The sequence below is a fragment of the Kocuria rhizophila DC2201 genome, from assembly GCF_000010285.1.
Lineage (GTDB): Bacteria > Actinomycetota > Actinomycetes > Actinomycetales > Micrococcaceae > Kocuria > Kocuria rhizophila_A.
In genome coordinates this window covers 1,498,161-1,516,939 of sequence record NC_010617.1, presented here as the reverse complement: position 1 = coordinate 1,516,939, position 18,779 = coordinate 1,498,161, and the positions used below count along the sequence as shown (strand labels likewise).

At 71.5% G+C, this 18,779-nt stretch carries 17 protein-coding genes; all 17 read left to right on the top strand.

Annotated elements, in window-relative coordinates; translation table 11 throughout:
• Positions 1–75: 75 nt before the first annotated feature.
• The 17 genes from KRH_RS06600 to carB all read left to right on the top strand — a co-directional run bounded on the left by KRH_RS06600 (position 76) and on the right by carB (position 18,734).
• Positions 76–558 carry a DUF948 domain-containing protein gene (locus tag KRH_RS06600; protein ID WP_012398416.1) on the top strand — a complete coding sequence of 161 codons (483 nt, stop codon included), beginning with the start codon at positions 76–78 and terminating at the stop codon, positions 556–558.
• Positions 559–560: 2 nt separating this feature from the next.
• Positions 561–1,013 carry a hypothetical protein gene (locus KRH_RS06595; protein ID WP_012398415.1) on the top strand — a complete coding sequence of 151 codons (453 nt, stop codon included), beginning with the start codon at positions 561–563 and terminating at the stop codon, positions 1,011–1,013.
• On the top strand, positions 1,013–3,700 hold the full coding sequence (gene alaS / locus KRH_RS06590) for an alanine--tRNA ligase (RefSeq protein ID WP_012398414.1): 2,688 nt from the start codon (positions 1,013–1,015) through the stop codon (positions 3,698–3,700). The genes KRH_RS06595 and alaS overlap by 1 nt, the downstream gene beginning before the upstream one ends.
• The gene (ruvX, locus tag KRH_RS06585) at positions 3,700–4,197 is read left to right on the top strand and encodes a Holliday junction resolvase RuvX (RefSeq protein WP_012398413.1); all 498 of its coding nucleotides are present in this window, start codon (positions 3,700–3,702) and stop codon (positions 4,195–4,197) included. Before alaS ends, ruvX begins: the two co-directional genes overlap by 1 nt.
• An 80-nt stretch (positions 4,198–4,277) precedes the next feature.
• Complete coding sequence (gene mltG, locus KRH_RS06580; protein ID WP_012398412.1) at positions 4,278–5,489, top strand: endolytic transglycosylase MltG; 1,212 nt, start codon at positions 4,278–4,280, stop codon at positions 5,487–5,489.
• A gap of 1 nt (position 5,490) precedes the next feature.
• Complete coding sequence (locus tag KRH_RS06575; protein ID WP_012398411.1) at positions 5,491–6,417, top strand: shikimate dehydrogenase family protein; 927 nt, start codon at positions 5,491–5,493, stop codon at positions 6,415–6,417.
• Positions 6,418–6,556: 139 nt separating this feature from the next.
• Positions 6,557–7,807, top strand: coding sequence for a chorismate synthase (gene aroC, locus KRH_RS06570; protein WP_012398410.1), 1,251 nt, complete (start codon positions 6,557–6,559; stop codon positions 7,805–7,807).
• Positions 7,804–8,361 (top strand): shikimate kinase, encoded by a 558-nt coding sequence (locus tag KRH_RS06565; RefSeq protein WP_012398409.1) that lies wholly within the window; start codon positions 7,804–7,806, stop codon positions 8,359–8,361. Before aroC ends, KRH_RS06565 begins: the two co-directional genes overlap by 4 nt.
• Positions 8,358–9,443, top strand: coding sequence for a 3-dehydroquinate synthase (gene aroB / locus KRH_RS06560; RefSeq protein ID WP_012398408.1), 1,086 nt, complete (start codon positions 8,358–8,360; stop codon positions 9,441–9,443). The genes KRH_RS06565 and aroB overlap by 4 nt, the downstream gene beginning before the upstream one ends.
• 120 nt (positions 9,444–9,563) lie before the next feature.
• Positions 9,564–10,127, top strand: a complete 564-nt coding sequence (efp, locus tag KRH_RS06555; protein WP_012398407.1) for an elongation factor P — start codon at positions 9,564–9,566, stop codon at positions 10,125–10,127.
• The gene (gene nusB, locus KRH_RS06550) at positions 10,124–10,540 is read left to right on the top strand and encodes a transcription antitermination factor NusB (RefSeq protein WP_012398406.1); all 417 of its coding nucleotides are present in this window, start codon (positions 10,124–10,126) and stop codon (positions 10,538–10,540) included. The genes efp and nusB overlap by 4 nt, the downstream gene beginning before the upstream one ends.
• A 114-nt stretch (positions 10,541–10,654) precedes the next feature.
• Positions 10,655–11,338, top strand: coding sequence for a bifunctional pyr operon transcriptional regulator/uracil phosphoribosyltransferase PyrR (gene pyrR / locus KRH_RS06545; protein ID WP_012398405.1), 684 nt, complete (start codon positions 10,655–10,657; stop codon positions 11,336–11,338).
• Positions 11,335–12,318, top strand: coding sequence for an aspartate carbamoyltransferase catalytic subunit (locus KRH_RS06540; protein WP_041297602.1), 984 nt, complete (start codon positions 11,335–11,337; stop codon positions 12,316–12,318). The genes pyrR and KRH_RS06540 overlap by 4 nt, the downstream gene beginning before the upstream one ends.
• 7 nt (positions 12,319–12,325) lie before the next feature.
• A complete protein-coding gene (locus tag KRH_RS06535; protein ID WP_012398403.1) occupies positions 12,326–13,636 on the top strand; it encodes a dihydroorotase in 1,311 nt (436 codons plus the stop codon).
• 33 nt (positions 13,637–13,669) lie between these two features.
• Positions 13,670–14,164 carry a hypothetical protein gene (locus KRH_RS06530; protein ID WP_041297368.1) on the top strand — a complete coding sequence of 165 codons (495 nt, stop codon included), beginning with the start codon at positions 13,670–13,672 and terminating at the stop codon, positions 14,162–14,164.
• A 65-nt stretch (positions 14,165–14,229) separates the two neighbouring features.
• On the top strand, positions 14,230–15,414 hold the full coding sequence (gene carA / locus KRH_RS06525; protein WP_012398401.1) for a glutamine-hydrolyzing carbamoyl-phosphate synthase small subunit: 1,185 nt from the start codon (positions 14,230–14,232) through the stop codon (positions 15,412–15,414).
• Positions 15,414–18,734, top strand: a complete 3,321-nt coding sequence (gene carB, locus KRH_RS06520) for a carbamoyl-phosphate synthase large subunit (protein WP_012398400.1) — start codon at positions 15,414–15,416, stop codon at positions 18,732–18,734. The genes carA and carB overlap by 1 nt, the downstream gene beginning before the upstream one ends.
• Positions 18,735–18,779 lie beyond the last annotated feature (45 nt).

Genomic DNA, 18,779 nt, shown 5'->3' with positions numbered 1-18,779 from the left:
TGTTGGGTAGAGTTGCGCTTCGGTCGGCATTCACGCCGATCCGATGACGATGCATGGACGGAGTTGTGGTCACCCATGGACGGTGGGGAAATCGCCGGTCTGCTCGCGGCCTTCGTGTTCGCGGTGCTCGTGGGCCTGCTGGCGCTGCCGATCGTGAAGCTGGGTCGCGTGTTCGACGAGCTGCGCCTGACCATCCGCTCGATCAACGACGGCACCACGCCCCTGATCGACGAGGTCACCCGCACGGTCAGCACCACCAACACCCAGCTGGAGAAGGTGGACGGGATCACCTCCAACGTCTCGGACGCCTCCGCGAACGTCTCCGCGCTGTCCTCGCTGGTGGCCTCCACGGTGGGGCAGCCGCTGATCAAGGTGGCGTCCTTCTCGCACGGGCTGCGCCGGGCGTTCTCACCCCAGCCGGGTGCCACCGGTGCCCAGACCCGCCCCCAGGAGGGAACCTCAGGGACCGGGCATGCGCCCGACGCCGCGGCGGACACCGGCTCCGGCCCGGCGGCGGGCCCCGCCGAGGCCGCCCACCCCACGGAATCCAGGAGCTGATCATGGGCATGTGGTCCAAACTCGCGCTGCTCGCCGCCGGAGCCCTCGTGGGCGGGGCGGCCACGCGCGTCGCCTCCGATCCCGCGGCCCGGCAGTCCCTGGCGCGTGCGGTCCAGGGCAGCCCCGAGCAGACCGCGGTGGCGCGCACCGGCACCGGTGACGTGGCGCACCGGCCGCGCCCGGGCGCCGTCGACACCCTGCGCTCCGCCGCCCGCCGCTTCGGCGAGTTCGCGGCCCGCGTGCGCGCGGGCATGGACGAGCGCGAGGCGCAGCTGCAGCAGCAGTTCGGCGTGCGCTCGCCCGTGGACCACACCGCCAACCACCCCGCCGACGCCGCCGTGCCCCCGGCGGGCGTCCCCTGGCACCCCGTTGCCTCGCACGACCCCTCGACCGGCCCGGAGGACCCCCGGGGCCGGGTCATCGACCACGTCCCTTCGGAAGGAAACGAGCGGTAATGCTCTCTCACGAGATCACCCAGCGCTGGCTGAGCTACTTCGAGGCCAGGGACCACCACGTGGTGCCCTCGGCGTCCCTGGTGTCGCAGCAGCCCGGTGCCATGTTCACCATCGCCGGCATGGTGCCGTTCATCCCGTACTTCCTGGGCCAGGAGACGCCCCCGTACCAGCGGGCCACCTCCGTGCAGAAGTGCATCCGCACCCTGGACATCGACGAGGTGGGCAAGACCGCCCGCCACGGCACGTTCTTCCAGATGGCCGGAAACTTCTCATTCGGCGACTACTTCAAGTCCCAGGCCATTCCCATGGCGTGGGAGCTGCTGACCACCGCGCCCGAGCAGGGCGGCTTCGGCCTGGACCCCGAGCGGCTGTGGGTCACCGTGTACGAGGGGGACCAGGAGTCCTACGACCTGTGGCACGACACCGTGGGCCTGCCGGCACAGCGGATCCAGCGCATGGGCCGGGACGAGAACTACTGGGACACCGGCCAGCCGGGCCCGGCCGGTCCGGACTCCGAGATCTTTTACGACCGCGGCCCGCGCTACGGCAAGGACGGCGGCCCGGCGGTGGACGACGACCGCTACATCGAGATCTGGAACCTCGTGTTCATGCAGTACCAGCGCGGCGAGGGCAACGGCAAGGACTACGAGATCCTCGGCGAACTGCCGCGCAAGAACATCGACACCGGCCTCGGCGTGGAGCGCCTGGCCATGCTGCTGCAGGGCGTGGAGAACTTCTACGAGACGGACCAGGTCCGCCCCGTGCTCGACGCCGCGGCAAAGCTCTCCGGCCGTACGTACCACGGCGCCGAGAAGGCCGGTGAGCAGGGCTACGACGACGACGTCCGGATGCGCGTGGTCGCGGACCACGTGCGCTCCTCGCTGATGCTCATCGCGGACGGCGTGACCCCCGGCAACGAGGGCCGCGGCTACATCCTGCGCCGGCTGCTGCGCCGCGCGGTGCGCGCCATGCGTCTGCTGGGCGTGACCGAGCCGTGCCTGCCCGTGCTGCTGCCCGAGTCCCGGGACGCCATGAAGGGCGTCTACCCGGTCGTGGCGGAGGACTTCGAGCGGATCTCGCGGATCGCCTACGCGGAGGAGCGGGCGTTCCTCAAGACCATCGAGTCCGGCACCACCCGCCTGGAGCACGCCGTGGAGGTGGCCAAGGGTGAGCAGCGGGCCCTGAGCGGCGCGGACGCGTTCGCCCTGCACGACACCTTCGGCTTCCCCATCGACCTCACGCTGGAGATGGCGGAGGAGGCCGGTGTGTCCGTGGACGAGACCGCCTTCCGTGCCCTGATGGCCGAGCAGCGCCAGCGTGCCCAGGAGGACGCCCGCGCCAAGAAGGGCGCCCTGGCGGACCTCTCCGAGCTGCGCCGGATGCTGGACGACCACGGCAGCGAGTTCACTGGCTACACCGAGCTGGTGACCCCCACCACCGTGCGCGCGATCCTCTCCGGCGGCGTCTCCGTGCCCGCCGCGAGCGAGGGTGAGCACGTGGAGGTCGTGCTGGAACGCACCCCGTTCTACGCGGAGGCCGGCGGTCAGGCCGCGGACGTGGGCACCATCGACTCCTCGGACGGGGCGCAGCTCACCGTGGAGGACGTCCAGCAGCCGGTCAAGGGTCTGTCCGTGCACAAGGTCACGGTCTCCGCGGGCCAGGTGCTCGTGGGGGACGAGGTCACCGCCCGGGTGGACTCGCGCCGCCGCCACGACGGCGAGGCCGCCCACTCCGGCACCCACGTGATCCACGCGGCCCTGCACGACGTCCTGGGCCCCGACGCCGTCCAGCGCGGCTCCTTCAACAAGGAGGGCTACCTGCGCTTCGACTTCTCCCACGGCGAGGCCCTGAACGCGGGTCAGATCCAGGAGATCGAGCAGATCGCGAACACCGCGATCCGCGACGACTTCGAGGTGGTCACCCGCGAGATGCCGCTGGCCGAGGCCAAGAAGCTGGGCGCCATGTCCCTGTTCGGTGAGAAGTACGGGGACGAGGTGCGCGTGGTCGAGATGAACGGCCCGTGGTCCCGTGAGCTGTGCGGCGGCACCCACGTGGGCTCCACGTCCCAGCTCGGTTCGCTCTCGCTCGTCTCGGAGCAGTCCGTGGGCTCGGGCAACCGGCGCGTCGAGGCGCTCGTGGGCCTGAACTCGTTCAACCACCTGGCGGCGGAGCGCACCCTGGTCAACCAGCTCACCGGGATGCTCAAGGTGCAGTCCAGCGCCGAGCTGCCCGAGCGGCTCGCGGCCACCCTGGACAAGCTCAAGGAGACCGAGCGTCAGCTCGCGGGCCTGCGCCAGCAGCAGCTGCAGGCCCAGGCCGGCCAGCTCGCGCGCGACGCCGAGCGCGTCGGTCCCGTCACCGCCGTGCTGCACGACGCCGGGGAGATCGCCTCCGCGGACGCGCTGCGCTCCCTCGCGCTGGACCTGCGCACGCGGCTGGGCTCCGAGCCCGCCGTGGCCGCGGTCACCGGTGTGGCCAACGACCGCCCGCTCGTGGTCGTCGCGGTCAACGACGCCGCCCGGGACGCCGGTCTCGCGGCCGGGCAGCTCGTGCGCACCGCGGCCACCACGCTCGGCGGCGGTGGCGGCGGCAAGCCGGACGTCGCCCAGGGCGGCGGTTCCGACGCCGCGAAGATCCCCGACGCCCTGGCCGCGATCCGTCGGCAGATCCAGAGCACGGCGGGCTGATGCCCGAGGCCTTCGTGCGCGGGGTGCGCATGGGCGTGGACGTGGGAACGGTCAGGGTGGGAATCGCCCTGACCGACCCGGACTGCGTCCTGGCCACCCCGCACCAGACGCTCACGCGGGACCCCAACCCCCGCAAAGCCTTCGATGTGAAGATCATCACCAAGCTCTGCGAGCAGCGCGACGTCCGCACGGTCTACGTGGGGCTTCCCCGCAGCCTCAACGGGCACGAGAATGATTCCACGCGGATGGCCAGGGATTACGCTGCCGGGTTGCTTCGTCGGCTAGGCTCACGGGGGTGCACTACCGAGGTGCGCCTGGTGGACGAGCGCCTGTCCACGGTGACCGCCCACCGGTCCCTGCTGGACTCGGGCGTCTCCCGGCGGGAGCACATGGACAGGGTCGACCAGGCCGCGGCCGTGACGTTCCTGCAGACCGCGGTGGACCAGGGGCTGCGCACCGGTGAGGAGCCGGGCGAGGCCGTCACGGCGGACGCCTGAACCCGACGCGCCACCCCCACCCGGGCGGCGCGGCCGGACACGGCCCACATGACCACCAGAACGGCGGACGGAGAGTATTCGTGAGCGAAGAGCCGCGACGCAATGGCACCGGTGACGGGGCACCCCAGCACCGGGCACCCGGTGGAGGGCAGGGCTCCGAGCACGCCACGGACGAAGGTCCCCACTCGCGCCTCATGGGCACGTTCGAGCACCACGACGTGACCCCCGAGCAGCGCAAGCGCCGCCGCACCCGCTCCCGGGCCTCCATGGCCACCGCCATTGCGCTGTTCGTGGCCGCCCTGCTGGTGGTCGTGGCCGTGCTGGGCTCGGCCCTCGGCCTGTTCGAGCGCAAGGACTACCACGGCTCGGGGGACCAGGACGTGAACTTCTCCGTCTCGGACGGCAGCACCACGGGCCAGATCGCCCAGGACCTGCAGTCCCAGGAGATCGTGGCGAACTCCTCCTACTTTGTCTCCCAGTTCCAGAAGCGCTACCCCCAGGACTTCATCCAGCCCGGGGACTACCAGCTCAAGACGCACATGAGCTCCGAAGACGTCATCAATCGGCTCATGGACAAGGGCGAGGCCTCGCACTACGCCGCCATCGCCAAGACCCAGCGTCTTGACGACACCCTCACCACCCTGAGCCAGGCCACGGGCATCCAGAAGTCCGAGTTCGAGACGCTCGCCTCGGACAAGAAGAAGTTCGGCGTTCCGGAGAAGTTCCCGGACCTGGAGGGCTGGCTGCACCCGGGGGAGTACCGCTTCCCCCTGGACGCCACCGCGGAGCAGGTGCTCCAGGAGATGGTGGACCGCACCAAGGAGACCCTGAAGAAGAACGACGTCCCCGAGGACAAGTGGTTCGAGGTGCTGACCATCGGCTCGATCGTGGAGTTCGAGGGCACCCCCAAGAACTACCCCTCCGTGGCCGGGGCGATCGAGAACCGCATGAACCACCCGGACGGCGAGACCAGCGGCTTCATCCAGTCCGACGCCTCCGTGACGTACGGGCTGGGCAAGAAGACCGTGCACCTCACCGACGAGGAGAAGAAGGACAAGTCCAACCCGTACAACACGTACGCGAACCCGGGCCTGCCCGTGGGTCCCATCGGCTCCCCGAGCGACGACGCCATCGCCGCCGCCGCGCACCCCGAGAAGAACGACTACTACTACTGGGTCACGGTCAACCTGGACACGGGTGAGACCAAGTTCGCCAAGACGTACGAGGAGCACCAGAAGTACGTGGCCGAGTACCAGAAGTGGTGCTCCGACCACGAGGGAAAGTGCTCCTGAGGTGACCTCCCCGACCACCCCCGTGCTGCGCGCCGCCGTGCTGGGCCATCCCGTGGGGCACTCGCTGTCCCCGGCGCTGCACGACGCCGCGTACGGCGCGCTCGGGATCCCCGCGCAGTACACCCGCCGGGACGTCCCGTGGCAGGCCTGGGACCAGTTCTGGGCCGCGGCCCGTTCCGACGGCGGCTGGTCGGGCTTCTCGGTGACCATGCCGCTCAAGCCGCGTGCGGCCCGTGCGGCGGGCCGCACCACGCCCCTCGTCCGGGCACTGGGGGTCGCCAACACCCTCGTGTTCGACGAGAACGGGTCGGTCACCGCGGACAACACGGACGTCATGGGCATCATGGCCGCCGTGACCGCGGCGGGGGACGTGCCCGAGGCCCCGAGCGCCGTCGTGCTGGGCGGGGGAGCCACCGCGAGCGCGGCCGTCGCGGCCCTGCACGGTCTCGGTGCCGGGTGCGTGGCCGTGGCGGTACGCACTCCCGCGCGGGCCGCGTCCCTGGAGTCCGTGGCACGGGCCGTGGGAACCGCGGTGGACGTGCGCCCCTGGACGCAGGCGCCCGAGCTGCTGGACCGCGCCGACGTGGTGGTGTCCACGCTTCCCCCGCGCGCGGCGGACGAGCTCGCGGGCGAGTGGGCAGCGCGGCGTCGTCGGACCGGTGGCGTGCTGCTGGACGTGGCCTACGACCCCTGGCCCTCGGCGCTGGCCCGGGCGTGGCAGGAGGCCGGCGGCGCGGTGGCACCGGGTCTCGATATGCTGATCTTCCAGGCCGTGGACCAGGTGCGCTGGTTCACGCGGGGCACGCCCCGTGAGCCGCTTACGGAGGAGGCCGCCGTGACCGCGGCCATGTGCCGCGCCGTCGGGCGCCCGGAGCGCGCGGTGCCGGACCGGGTCCGACGGGCCCAGCAGGGCCGCCTGGCGGTGTGAGCCCGGTGCGCTCGTCACGGCTCCCGCGTGCGGTGCCGGTCGGACGCAGGAGCCGGCGAGGCGCGAGGCGCGGGAGGGCCCGGCGCAGGAATTGACCACAGGGGATCCGCGCGATCCCCGCTGAGGACTGGAGTGCAGGATGTTGCGTTGGCTCACGGCCGGAGAGTCCCACGGCGAGGCGCTCGTGGGGATCGTCGAGGGCGTGCCCGCCGGTGTGGAACTGACCACCGGGATGGTCCAGGACGCCCTGGCGCGCCGGAGGCTGGGCTACGGGCGCGGTGCCCGGATGAAGTTCGAGCAGGACCGCGTGCGGATCCTCGGCGGTGTGCGCCACGGTCTCACGCAGGGCGGGCCGGTGGCCATCGAGATCGCCAACACCGAGTGGCCCAAGTGGCAGGACGTCATGAGCTCGGACCCCGTGGACCCGCAGGTTCTCGAGGGCAGGGCCCGCAACGCACCGCTGACCCGGCCGCGTCCGGGCCACGCGGACCTCACGGGCATGCAGAAGTACGGTTTCGACGAGGCCCGTCCGGTGCTCGAGCGCGCGTCCGCGCGTGAGACGGCCACGCGGGTTGCCCTCGGCGTGGTCGCCTCCCAGATCCTCGCGGCGCTGGGCGTGCGCCTGGTCTCGCACACCACCGCGGTGGCCGAGGTGGCCGTGCCCGAGGGCGCTCCGCTGCCCGGACCGCAGGACGTCCCCGCCCTCGACGCCGACCCGCTGCGCTGCTTCGACGCGGAGACGTCCGCGGCCATGGTGGCCGCGGTGGACGCCGCGCACAAGGCGGGGGAGACCCTGGGCGGCGTCGTGGAGGTGCTGGCCGAGGGGATGCCCCCGGGGCTCGGCTCGTACGTCCACTGGGACCGGCGGCTGGATTCCCGGCTGGCCGGGGCGCTGATGGGCATCCAGGCGATCAAGGGCGTGGAGGTCGGGGACGGCTTCCGCACTGCGCAGCGTCCGGGGTCCCTGGCCCACGACGAGACCCTGCGCGCCGACGGCTCCGTGCACCGCGTGTCCAACCGGGCCGGTGGCATCGAGGGCGGGATGTCCACGGGTGACCTGCTGCGGGTGCGCGCGGCCATGAAGCCCATTGCCACGGTGCCCCGCTCGCTGCACACCGTGGACGTGGCCACCGGTGAGCCCGCCCGTGCCCACCACCAGCGCTCGGACGTGTGCGCGGTGCCGGCCGCGGGCGTCGTGGCCGAGGCCATGGTGGCGCTCGTGCTCGCGGAGGCCGCGCTCGAGAAGTTCGGCGGGGACTCCGTCGCGGAGCTCGTGCGCAACCGGGACTCCTACCTCGCGGGCATCCCCGAGTCGCTACGCACCTCGCCCGAGCTCGCGGACCCGGCCGCGCTGGCGGCACTGGACGAGGTGCGCGGGGACCTCTCGTGAGCGGTGCGGCGCTGCCGGTGGTGCTGATCGGGCCCATGGCCGCCGGCAAGTCCCGCGTGGCCCAGTACATGTCCACCCACCACGGCCTACGGCACGTAGACACCGACCGCGTGATCGAGTCCCGCCACGGGCCCATCCCCGCTCTCTTCCGTGCGCGCGGTGAGGCGGAGTTCCGCCGCATCGAGGCCGAGGTGGTGGCCGAGCTGCTGGACGACCCCCGCAACGAGCGCTGCGTGATCTCCCTGGGCGGGGGAGCACCGATGTCCCCCCTCGTGCAGCTGCTGATCGAGGGGCGCACGGTGGCCTACCTGGAGGTGGACCTGGACACGGTGCGCCCCCGCATCCGGGGCAACACCACCCGGCCCATGCTGCAGCCGGACCCCGAGGCGCGGTGGACCCGGATCATGGCCGAGCGCCGCGGGACGTTCGAGCGTCTCGCCACCATCACCCTGGACGGACGCGCCCCGCGCACCGTCGCGCAGATCGCCCACCAGCTGCACGCCGCGCTGGACGCGCCCGGGCAGCCCGCAACCGAAGAGGACCGCACCGCATGAACGAGACCGTGATCCCCGTGCGCGGGGACACCCCCGAGAACCAGTACGACGTCCTGGTGGGCAACGGCCTGCTCGGCCGCGTCCCCGAGCTGCTGGGGGAGCGCGTCAAGAAGGTGCTGATCATCCACCCTCGTGCCCTGCGCGCGACGGGCGACGTGGTCCAGGAGAATCTGCGCGCCGCCGGGATCCAGAGCTTCGTGGCGGAGATCCCGGACGCGGAGGAGGGCAAGCGCGTGGAGGTGGCGGCCTTCTGCTGGCAGATCATGGGCCAGTCCGACTTCACGCGCACGGACGCCGTGGTCTCCGTGGGCGGCGGCGCGGTCTCGGACCTCGCGGGCTTCGTGGCCGCCACGTGGCTGCGCGGTGTGCGGGTGCTCCACCTGCCCACCACGCTGCTGGGCATGGTGGACGCCGCGGTGGGCGGCAAGACCGGGATCAACACGGCCGAGGGCAAGAACCTGGTGGGCGCTTTCCACCCGCCGGCCGCGGTGGTGTGCGACCTCGACTCACTGGCCACCCTGCCCGAGAACGAGCTGCTCACGGGCATGGCCGAGGTGGTCAAGTGCGGGTTCATCGCGGACCCGCAGATCCTCACCCTGATCCAGGAGCATCCCGCCGAGGTCCGGGACAGCTCCTCGGCCGTGGTGCGCGAGCTTGTGGAGCGCAGCGTGCGCGTCAAGGCGGAGGTGGTCTCCTCGGACCTGCGCGAGTCCGGGCGGCGTGAGTACCTGAACTACGGCCACACCCTGGGCCACGCGATCGAGCACAACGAGCGCTACCAGTGGCGCCACGGCGCGGCGGTCTCGGTGGGTATGGTCTTCGCGGCAGAGCTGGGGCGCGCGGCCGGAACCCTCTCCGACGACGTCGTGGCCCTGCACCGCGAGATCCTCACCTCCCTGGGGCTGCCAGTCTCGTACCGCGCCGACCAGTGGCCCAGGCTGCTGGAGGTCATGAAGCGGGACAAGAAGACCCGCGGCAACCTGCTGCGCTTCGTGGTCCTGGACCGGATCGCCGCGCCGCGCATCATGGAGGTCCCGGACCCCGCGATCCTGTTCGCGTGCTACCAGGAGATCGCGGACTGACGTGCGGGGCCCTGCGGGGCCCGCACCCCCGCACCGGGGGATCCGGCCGCACGCGGTAGACTGGCCCGGCTCCACGAGCCGGACCCAGTGCGGCGACGTACCCGACGAGAAAGTGACACCGTGGCAACCAGCAACGACATCAAGAACGGCACCATCCTCAAGCTCGACGGCAACCTCTGGCAGACCATCGAGTTCCAGCACGTCAAGCCCGGCAAGGGTGGCGCGTTCGTGCGCACCAAGCTGCGCAACGTGACCAGCGGCAAGGTGGTGGACAAGACGTTCAATGCCGGTGCCAAGATCGAGACGGCCACGGTGGACCGCAGCGAGTACCAGTACCTGTACCAGGACGGCGACGACTACGTCTTCATGGACAACTCCACGTACGACCAGATCACCGTGCCCGGTGTGGTGGTCGGCGACGCCGCCAACTTCATGCTCGAGAACCAGAACGTGACCGTGGCCATCCACGAGGGCGCGCCGCTCTACATCGAGATGCCGCCGTCGGTGGTGCTGGAGATCACCTACACCGAGCCCGGTCTTCAGGGCGACCGCTCCACGGGCGGCACCAAGCCGGCCACCGTGGAGACCGGCTACCAGATCCAGGTCCCCCTGTTCCTCGAGCAGGGCACCAAGGTCAAGGTGGACACCCGCACCGGTGACTACCTGGGACGCGTCAACGAGTGAGCGGGGCACGCAGCAAGGCGCGGGTGCGCGCCGTCGAGATCCTCTTCGAGGCCGAGCAGCGCAACGAGTCCGTGCGTGACGCCCTGGTGCGCCGCCGCGAGAACTCGTCCTCGCCCATCAACCCGTACACCGTGGAGATCCTCGAGGGCGTGGACGAGCGCCGCGAGGACATCGACGAGTTCCTGGAGACCTACTCGCAGGGCTGGGCCCTCGGGCGGATGCCCGCGGTGGACCGCAACGCGCTGCGCGTGGGCGCGTGGGAGCTGCTGTACAACAGCGAGATCCCGGACGGCGTGGCCGTGGCCGAGGCGGTGGCCGTGACCCGGCAGCTGTCCACCGACGACTCACCGCGCTTCGTCAACGGTCTGCTGGGGCGGCTGCAGAAGGTCAAGCCGTCCCTGCTGGACGACTGAGGCCCCGACCCCGGTTCGTGCGCGCCACGGACCGGGGTTCTTCGTGTGTGGTAGCTTCAGGAAACGATCGCACCCTTTAAATTCCGTCCCGTGAGGCGGGGAAGGAGGCGGCACGTGAGCGTGCCCGAACACGCCGAGCGGACCCAGGAGGACTCCACCTCCCGCGTGATCCTCTCGACATCCGACATCGACCGGGCCCTGTCCCGGATCGCCCACGAGATCCTGGAGTCCAACCGCGGCTCCGAGAACCTCGTGCTGCTGGGCATCGCCCGCCGCGGCTACCCGCTCGCACAGCGCCTGGCCGCCCGCCTCGAGCAGATCGACGCCGGCTTCCACGCCGCCACGGCCACGGGCCAGCTGGACATCACCATGTACCGGGACGACCTCCGCAGGAACCCCGCCCGCACCCCGCAGCCCACGCTCATCCCCGAGTCCGGGATCGACGGGCGCACCGTGGTGCTCGTGGACGACGTCCTGTGCTCCGGGCGCACCATCCGCGCGGCCCTGGACGCCCTCGTGGACGTGGGCCGCCCGGACGTGGTGCGCCTCGCGGTGCTCGTGGACCGGGGCCACCGGGAGCTGCCCATCCGCGCGGACCACGTGGGCAAGAACCTGCCCACGTCCTCCCGCGAGAAGGTGCGGGTGCTGCTGCGTGAGACCGATCCCCAACCGCGGGCCACCGGCCACGAGGACTGCGTGGTCATCGACGCGCCCGTGACCTCCGACGCCGACGTCGCCCGCTCACCCGGCCGTGCGGCGTCGTCCGCCGCTCGTGGACGGGACGGTGAGTGCGCGTGAAGCACCTGCTGAGCACCACCGACCTCTCGTACGCGGACGCCGTGCGGATCCTGGACACCGCGGACCAGATGGCCGCCGTGTCCTCGCGCGAAGTCAAGAAGCTGCCCGCGCTGCGCGGGCGCACCGTGGTGAACCTGTTCTTCGAGGACTCCACCCGCACCCGGATCTCGTTCGAGACCGCCGCGAAGCGGCTCAGCGCGGACGTGATCAACTTCTCCGCCAAGGGCTCCTCGGTGTCCAAGGGCGAGTCCCTGAAGGACACCGCCCAGACGCTGATGGCCATGAGCGCGGACGCCGTGGTGATCCGCCACGGCTCCTCGGGCGCCCCGCAGCAGCTCGCGGACTCCGGGTGGATCGACGCCGCCGTGGTCAACGCCGGGGACGGCAAGCACGCCCACCCCACCCAGGCCCTGCTGGACGCCATGACCCTGCGCCGGGTGCGCTCGCGCGCCACGGGCGTCGCGAGCACCGGGATGGACCTGGAGGACATGCACGTGGTGATCGTGGGGGACGTGCTGCACTCCCGCGTGGCCCGCTCCAACGTGTGGTTGCTGAGCACCCTGGGCGCCCGTGTGACCCTGGTGGCCCCTCCCACGCTGCTGCCCGTGGCCCTGACCGGCTGGCCGTGCGAGGTCAGCTACGACCTCGACGCCGTGCTGGCCGAGGCCCCGGACGCCGTGATGATGCTGCGCCTGCAGCGCGAGCGTATGAACGCCGCGTTCTTCCCGAGCGAGGCGGAGTACACGCGCGGCTGGGGGCTGACCGCCCAGCGCGTGCGGCGCCTGGAGGAGGCGGGCGCGCCCACGGTGTTCATGCACCCCGGGCCCATGAACCGCGGTCTGGAGATCTCCTCCGAGGCCGCGGACTCCCCGCGCTCCACCGTGCTGGAGCAGGTGGCCAACGGCGTGTCCGTGCGCATGGCCGTCCTCTTCCTGCTGCTCTCCGGTGACGAGAGCTCCCCGAACCCGAGCGAGAACTGAGGTCCTCATGAGCACCTACCTGATCAGCAACGCCCGCCCCGAGGGCGGGGACCCCTCGGACCTGCTCGTGGTGGACGGGACCGTCACCGCCGTGGGCGCCCCCGGCTCCCTGGACGTCCCCGAGGACGCCGAGGTCATCGACGCCACGGGGCTGATCGCCCTGCCCGGACTCGTGGACATGCACACCCACCTGCGGGAGCCCGGCCGCGAGGACGCCGAGACCGTGGAGACCGGCACCCGCGCCGCGGCCCGGGGCGGCTACACCGCCGTGTTCGCGATGGCCAACTCGAACCCCGTGGCGGACACCGCCGGCGTGGTCGAGCAGGTGTGGCAGCTGGGCCGGGACGCCGGCTGGGCGGACGTGCACCCGGTGGGCGCGGTGACCGTGGGACTGGAGGGCGAGCGGCTGGCCGAGATCCGGGCCATGGCGGAGTCCCGCGCCGCGGTGCGGATGTTCTCCGACGACGGCAAGTGCGTGCACGACCCCGTGCTGATGCGCCGGGCCCTGGAGTACGTCAAGGCCTTCGACGGCATCATCGCCCAGCACGCCCAGGAGCCCCGGCTGACCGAGGGCGCGCAGATGAACGAGGGCGCGGTCTCCGCGGACCTCGGCCTCGCCGGCTGGCCCGCCGTGGCCGAGGAGGCGATCATCGCCCGGGACGTGCTGCTGGCCCAGCACGTGGACTCCCGACTGCACATCTGCCACCTCTCCACGGCCGGGTCCGTGGAAATCGTGCGGTGGGCCAAGGAGCGCGGGGTGACGGTCACGGCCGAGGCCACCCCCCACCACCTGCTGCTCACGGACGAGCTGGTGCGCACCTTCGACCCCGTGTACAAGGTCAACCCGCCGCTGCGCACGGACGAGGACGTCCAGGCCCTGCGCCGGGCCGTGGCAGAAGGCACGATCGACGTGATCGGCACGGACCACGCCCCGCACACCGCCGAGGACAAGGAGTGCGAGTGGTCCTGGGCGGCCCACGGGATGACCGGGCTGGAGACCGCCCTGGCCGTGGTCCAGCACACCCTGGTGGACACCGGGCTGATCGGGTGGCAGCGCGTCGCCCAGATCATGTCCCGCCGCCCGGCGGAGATCCTGGGGCTGACGGACCAGGGCCGGGAGCTGGCACCCGGCGCCCCTGCCAACATCGTGCTGTGGGACCCCACCGGGGCCACGCCCGTGGACCCCTCGCGACACGCGTCCAAGGCCCGCAACAGCCCGTACCGGGGGATGACCCTGCCGGGCGCGGTGCGCGCCACGTTCTACCGCGGCCACCCGGTGGTCCGCGACGGGGAGCTGGCCACACCCCTGGCCCGCTGATCCCCGCAGCCCTCCCGAAAGGTCGTGTCCCCCATGTCGGACAAGCTCGTGCCCACCCTGCTCACCGCCGCGCTCGTGGTGGTGCTCTTCGCCCTGCTCTGGTGGGGCTGGCGGGGCCGCGTGCGACGCCAGGCGGGGGTCTCCGAGCTGACCCCCGCACCACAGGACATCATGAGCCGCGCGAGCACCCGCGTGGACGGGATGTACGTGGTCACCACCTACACCGACCAGCCGCTCGAGCGCATCGCGCGCCACGGGCTGGGGGTGCGCACCAACGCCGAGGCCGTGGTGGCCCCGGACGGGGTGTTCATCAACCGCCAGGGCGCCCCGGACGTGTTCATCCCGCGCCGTGACCTTCGCGCCGTGTCCACCGCCTCCGGGATGGTGGGCAAGTTCGTGGAGCGCGACGGGCTCGTGGTGCTCACCTGGGACCTCGGGGACACCCGCGTGGACACCGGCTTCCGCGCCCGCTCGGGCGAGGGATCCCACGAACTGGAGGACGCGGCGTCGGCCCTGCTGACCGCGTGAGACCCCCGTGCCGGGCCCGCCGCCCCGCACGCTTAACGACACCTGCTCAACGAAAGGAGTTCGCGATGAACTCACCACGGATCCGACCGGCCGTCCTGGTCCTCGAGGACGGCACGGTCTTCGACGGCCGCGCCTGGGGAGCCCCCGGCACCGCCCTCGGGGAGGCCGTCTTCGCCACCGGGATGACCGGCTACCAGGAGACCCTCACCGATCCCTCCTACGCGGGTCAGATCGTGGTCCAGACCGCCCCGCACATCGGCAACACCGGGGTGAACACCGAGGACATGGAGTCCCGGAGGATCTGGGTCAACGGCTTCGTAGTGCGGGACCCCGCGCGCCGGCCCTCCAACTGGCGCAGCGAGCGCACCCTCGACGAGGAGCTCGACGCCCAGGGCGTCACCGGCATCCAGGGCGTGGACACCCGCGCCCTCACCCGCCACCTGCGGGACAAGGGTGCGATGCGCGCGGGGATCTTCTCCGGCGACGACGCCGCACGGCCCGTCCCCGAGCTGGTGCGCCTGGTCTCGGAGCAGCCCGCGATGGCCGGGCGGGCGCTCGCCGAGCAGGTCAGCACGGACGAGACCTACACGGTGGAGCCCGCCGAGCACGGCTGGGACGCACCCGTGAAGCACACCGTGGTGGCCGTGGACCTGGGCATCAAGTCCATGACCCCGCAGCGGCTGGCCGAGCGCGGCGTGCGCGTGCACGTGCTGCCCGCGGACACCACGTTCGCCCGGGTCCGGGAGCTGGACCCGGACGGCGTGTTCTTCTCCAACGGCCCCGGGGACCCCGCCACCGCGGACGAGCAGGTGGCCCTGCTGCGCGAGGTGCTGGACGCCCGCATCCCCTTCTTCGGGATCTGCTTCGGCAACCAGCTGCTGGGCCGCGCCCTTGGCTTCGGCACCTACAAGCTGACCTTCGGCCACCGCGGGATCAACCAGCCCGTCAAGGATCTCGCCACAGGCACCGTGGAGATCACCTCCCATAACCACGGCTTCGCGGTGGACGCCCCCGTGGGGGAGACCGTCACCGCGCCCGAGGCGCGCTACGGGCGCGTCACGGTGTCCCACGTGGGCCTCAACGACAACGTGGTGGAGGGCCTGCGCTGCGAGGACGTCCCCGCGTTCTCCGTGCAGTACCACCCCGAGGCCGCCGCGGGACCCCACGACTCCGCGTACCTCTTCGACCGTTTTGTGGACATGATGGACCGGGCCCCGCAGGGCTCCGGCACGGAAGCAGGAGACAACTGATGCCCCGCAGGCAAGACCTCAACAGCGTCCTGGTGATCGGCTCCGGGCCCATCGTGATCGGGCAGGCCGCCGAGTTCGACTACTCCGGCACCCAGGCCCTGCGCGTCCTCAAGGACGAGGGGCTGCGCGTCATCCTGGTGAACTCCAACCCGGCCACCATCATGACCGACCCCGAGTTCGCGGACGCCACCTACGTGGAGCCCATCACCCCGGAGACGGTCGAGAAGATCATCGCCAAGGAGCGCCCCGACGCCGTGCTGCCCACCCTGGGCGGGCAGACCGCGCTGAACACCGCGCTCGCCCTGGACGCCAACGGCGCCCTGGAGAAGTACGGCGTGGAGCTCATCGGCGCGGACGTGGACGCCATCAACCTGGGCGAGGACCGCGAGGCCTTCAAGGGCGTCGTCGAGCGCTGCGGTGCCGAGTCCGCGCGCTCCGTGATCGTGCACTCCATGGACGAGGCGCTCGCCGCCGCGGAGCAGCTGGGCTACCCCATGGTGGTCCGCCCGTCCTTCACCATGGGCGGGCTCGGTTCCGGGCTCGCGTACAACGAGACGGACCTGCACCGCATCGCCGGCGCCGGCATCCAGTACTCGCCCACCTCGGAGGTGCTCCTGGAGGAGTCCATCCTGGGGTGGAAGGAGTACGAGCTCGAGATGATGCGCGACGCCAAGGACAACGTGGTGGTCGTGTGCTCGATCGAGAACGTGGACCCCGTGGGTGTGCACACCGGCGACTCCGTGACCGTGGCCCCCGCGCTGACCCTGACCGACCGCGAGTACCAGCGCATGCGCGACATCGCGATCGCCGTGATCCGCGAGGTGGGCGTGGACACCGGCGGGTGCAACATCCAGTTCGCGGTGGAGCCGGACACCGGGCGCGTCGTGGTGATCGAGATGAACCCGCGCGTCTCCCGCTCCTCAGCGCTCGCGTCCAAGGCCACGGGCTTCCCGATCGCCAAGATCGCCACCAAGCTCTCGCTGGGCTACACGCTGGACGAGATCCCCAACGACATCACCCGCAAGACCCCGGCGAGCTTCGAGCCCACGCTGGACTACGTGGTGGTCAAGGTCCCGCGCTTCGCGTTCGAGAAGTTCCCGGCGGCGGACCCCACGCTGACCACCACCATGAAGTCGGTGGGGGAGGCCATGGCGATCGGGCGCAACTTCACCGAGGCCCTGCAGAAGGCCATGCGCTCTCTCGAGCAGAAGGGCTCGGCCTTCAGCTTCGCCCGCCCGGCCGTGGAGCCCGGGCCCAACACGGTGGCCCGGCTCGTCTCCAAGACCGAGGAGACCACCACCGAGCGGCTGCGCAACGTGCAGCGCGCCCTGCTGGCTGGCGCCACGGTGGAGCAGGTCTTCGGGGCCACCTCCATCGACCCCTGGTTCCTGGACCAGATCCAGCTGCTCAACGAGACCGCGGACCTGATCCGAGAGGACCCGGACCTGCACCCGGAGACCCTGCGGGAGGCCAAGCGCCACGGCTTCTCGGACGCCCAGATCGGCGAGCTCGTGCACTTGGACGAGTCAGTGGTGCGCGGGATCCGCCACGCGCTGGACATCCGCCCGGTCTACAAGACCGTGGACACGTGCGCTGCGGAGTTCGAGGCGTTCACCCCCTACCACTACTCGTCCTACGACCGCGAGACGGAGGTGGCCCCGCACGAGAAGCCCTCCGTGATGATCCTGGGCTCCGGGCCCAACCGGATCGGGCAGGGCATCGAGTTCGACTACTCCTGCGTGCACGCCTCCATGGTGCTGCGTGAGGCCGGGTACGAGACCGTGATGGTCAACTGCAACCCCGAGACCGTGTCCACCGACTACGACATCTCCACGCGGCTGTACTTCGAGCCGCTCACGTTCGAGGACGTCATGGAGGTCGTGGAGGCCGAACGGCGCACCGGCGGGCTGCTGGGCGTGTTCGTGCAGCTGGGCGGGCAGACCCCGCTCAAGCTCGCGGCGGACCTCAAGGCGGCGGGGGTGCCGATCCTGGGCACGAGCCCCGAGGCCATCGACCTCGCGGAGGACCGCGGCGAGTTCGCGCGCGTGCTCACGGAGGCCGGGCTGCGCCAGCCCAAGAACGGCACGGCGCACGACTTCGAGGAGGCCAGCCGGATCGCCCACGAGATCGGCTACCCCGTGCTCGTGCGCCCCTCGTACGTGCTGGGTGGGCGCGGCATGGAGATCGTCTACGACGAGGCATCCCTGAAGACCTACCTGGACAACGCCACGGAGGTCAGCCCCAGCCGTCCGGCGCTGATCGACAAGTTCCTCGAGGACGCCATCGAGATCGACGTGGACGCGCTGTTCGACGGCCGTGACTGCTACGTGGGCGGGATCATGGAGCATATCGAGGAGGCGGGGATCCACTCCGGCGACTCGGCGTGCGTGCTGCCGCCCATCACCCTGGCCCCGGACGTCGTCACCCGCGTGCGGGAGGCCACGGAGGCGATTGCCCGCGGCGTGGGCGTGAAGGGTCTGATCAACCTGCAGTTCGCGCTCGCGTCGGACGTGCTGTACGTGATCGAGGCCAACCCGCGCGCCTCGCGCACCGTGCCGTTCGTCTCCAAGGCCACGGGCGTGCAGATGGCCAAGGCCGCCGCGCTGATCGGCACGGGCCGCACCGTGGCGCAGCTGCGCGCCGAGGGCGTGCTGCCCGCGGACCACGACGGCACCACCCTGCCGGAGGGCACCCCCACCGCGGTCAAGGAGGTCGTGCTGCCGTTCGCCCGGTTCCGCACCCCCGAGGGCACCGTGGTGGACTCGCTGCTCGGTCCCGAGATGCGCTCCACGGGCGAGGTCATGGGCGTGGACAAATACTTCGACACGGCGTTCGCCAAGGCGCAGGCCGCCGCGGGCGGGCCGCTGCCCACCTCGGGCTCCCTGTTCGTCTCCGTGGCCAACAAGGACAAGCGCTCCGCGGTGATCCCGGTCAAGATGTTCGCGGACCTGGGCTTCGAGATCGTCTCCACGGGCGGCACCGCCGAGGTGCTGCGCCGCAACGGCATCGAGTCCACGGTGGTGGCCAAGATCGCGGACGCCGAGGGCGAGGAGCCCACGGTCGCGGACCTGATCACGGACGGGAGGATCGACCTGATCTTCAACACGCCCTCCGGCGGTCAGGCCGCGCGCGGGGACGGGTACCAGATCCGCGCCGCCGCGACCTCCGTGGGCGTGCCCACCATGACCACGGTCTCGGAGCTCGGGGCCGCGCTGCAGGCCATCACCGCGCAGCGGCAGTACTCGTGGGACGTGACCTCCCTGCAGGAGCACGAGCAGACCCTGCGTGAGCGCGCGGCCCAGGAGGCCTCCCGTGACTGAGTCCCCCCGCGGGCGCCACAGCGCCGGGACCCCCCTCGACGCCGC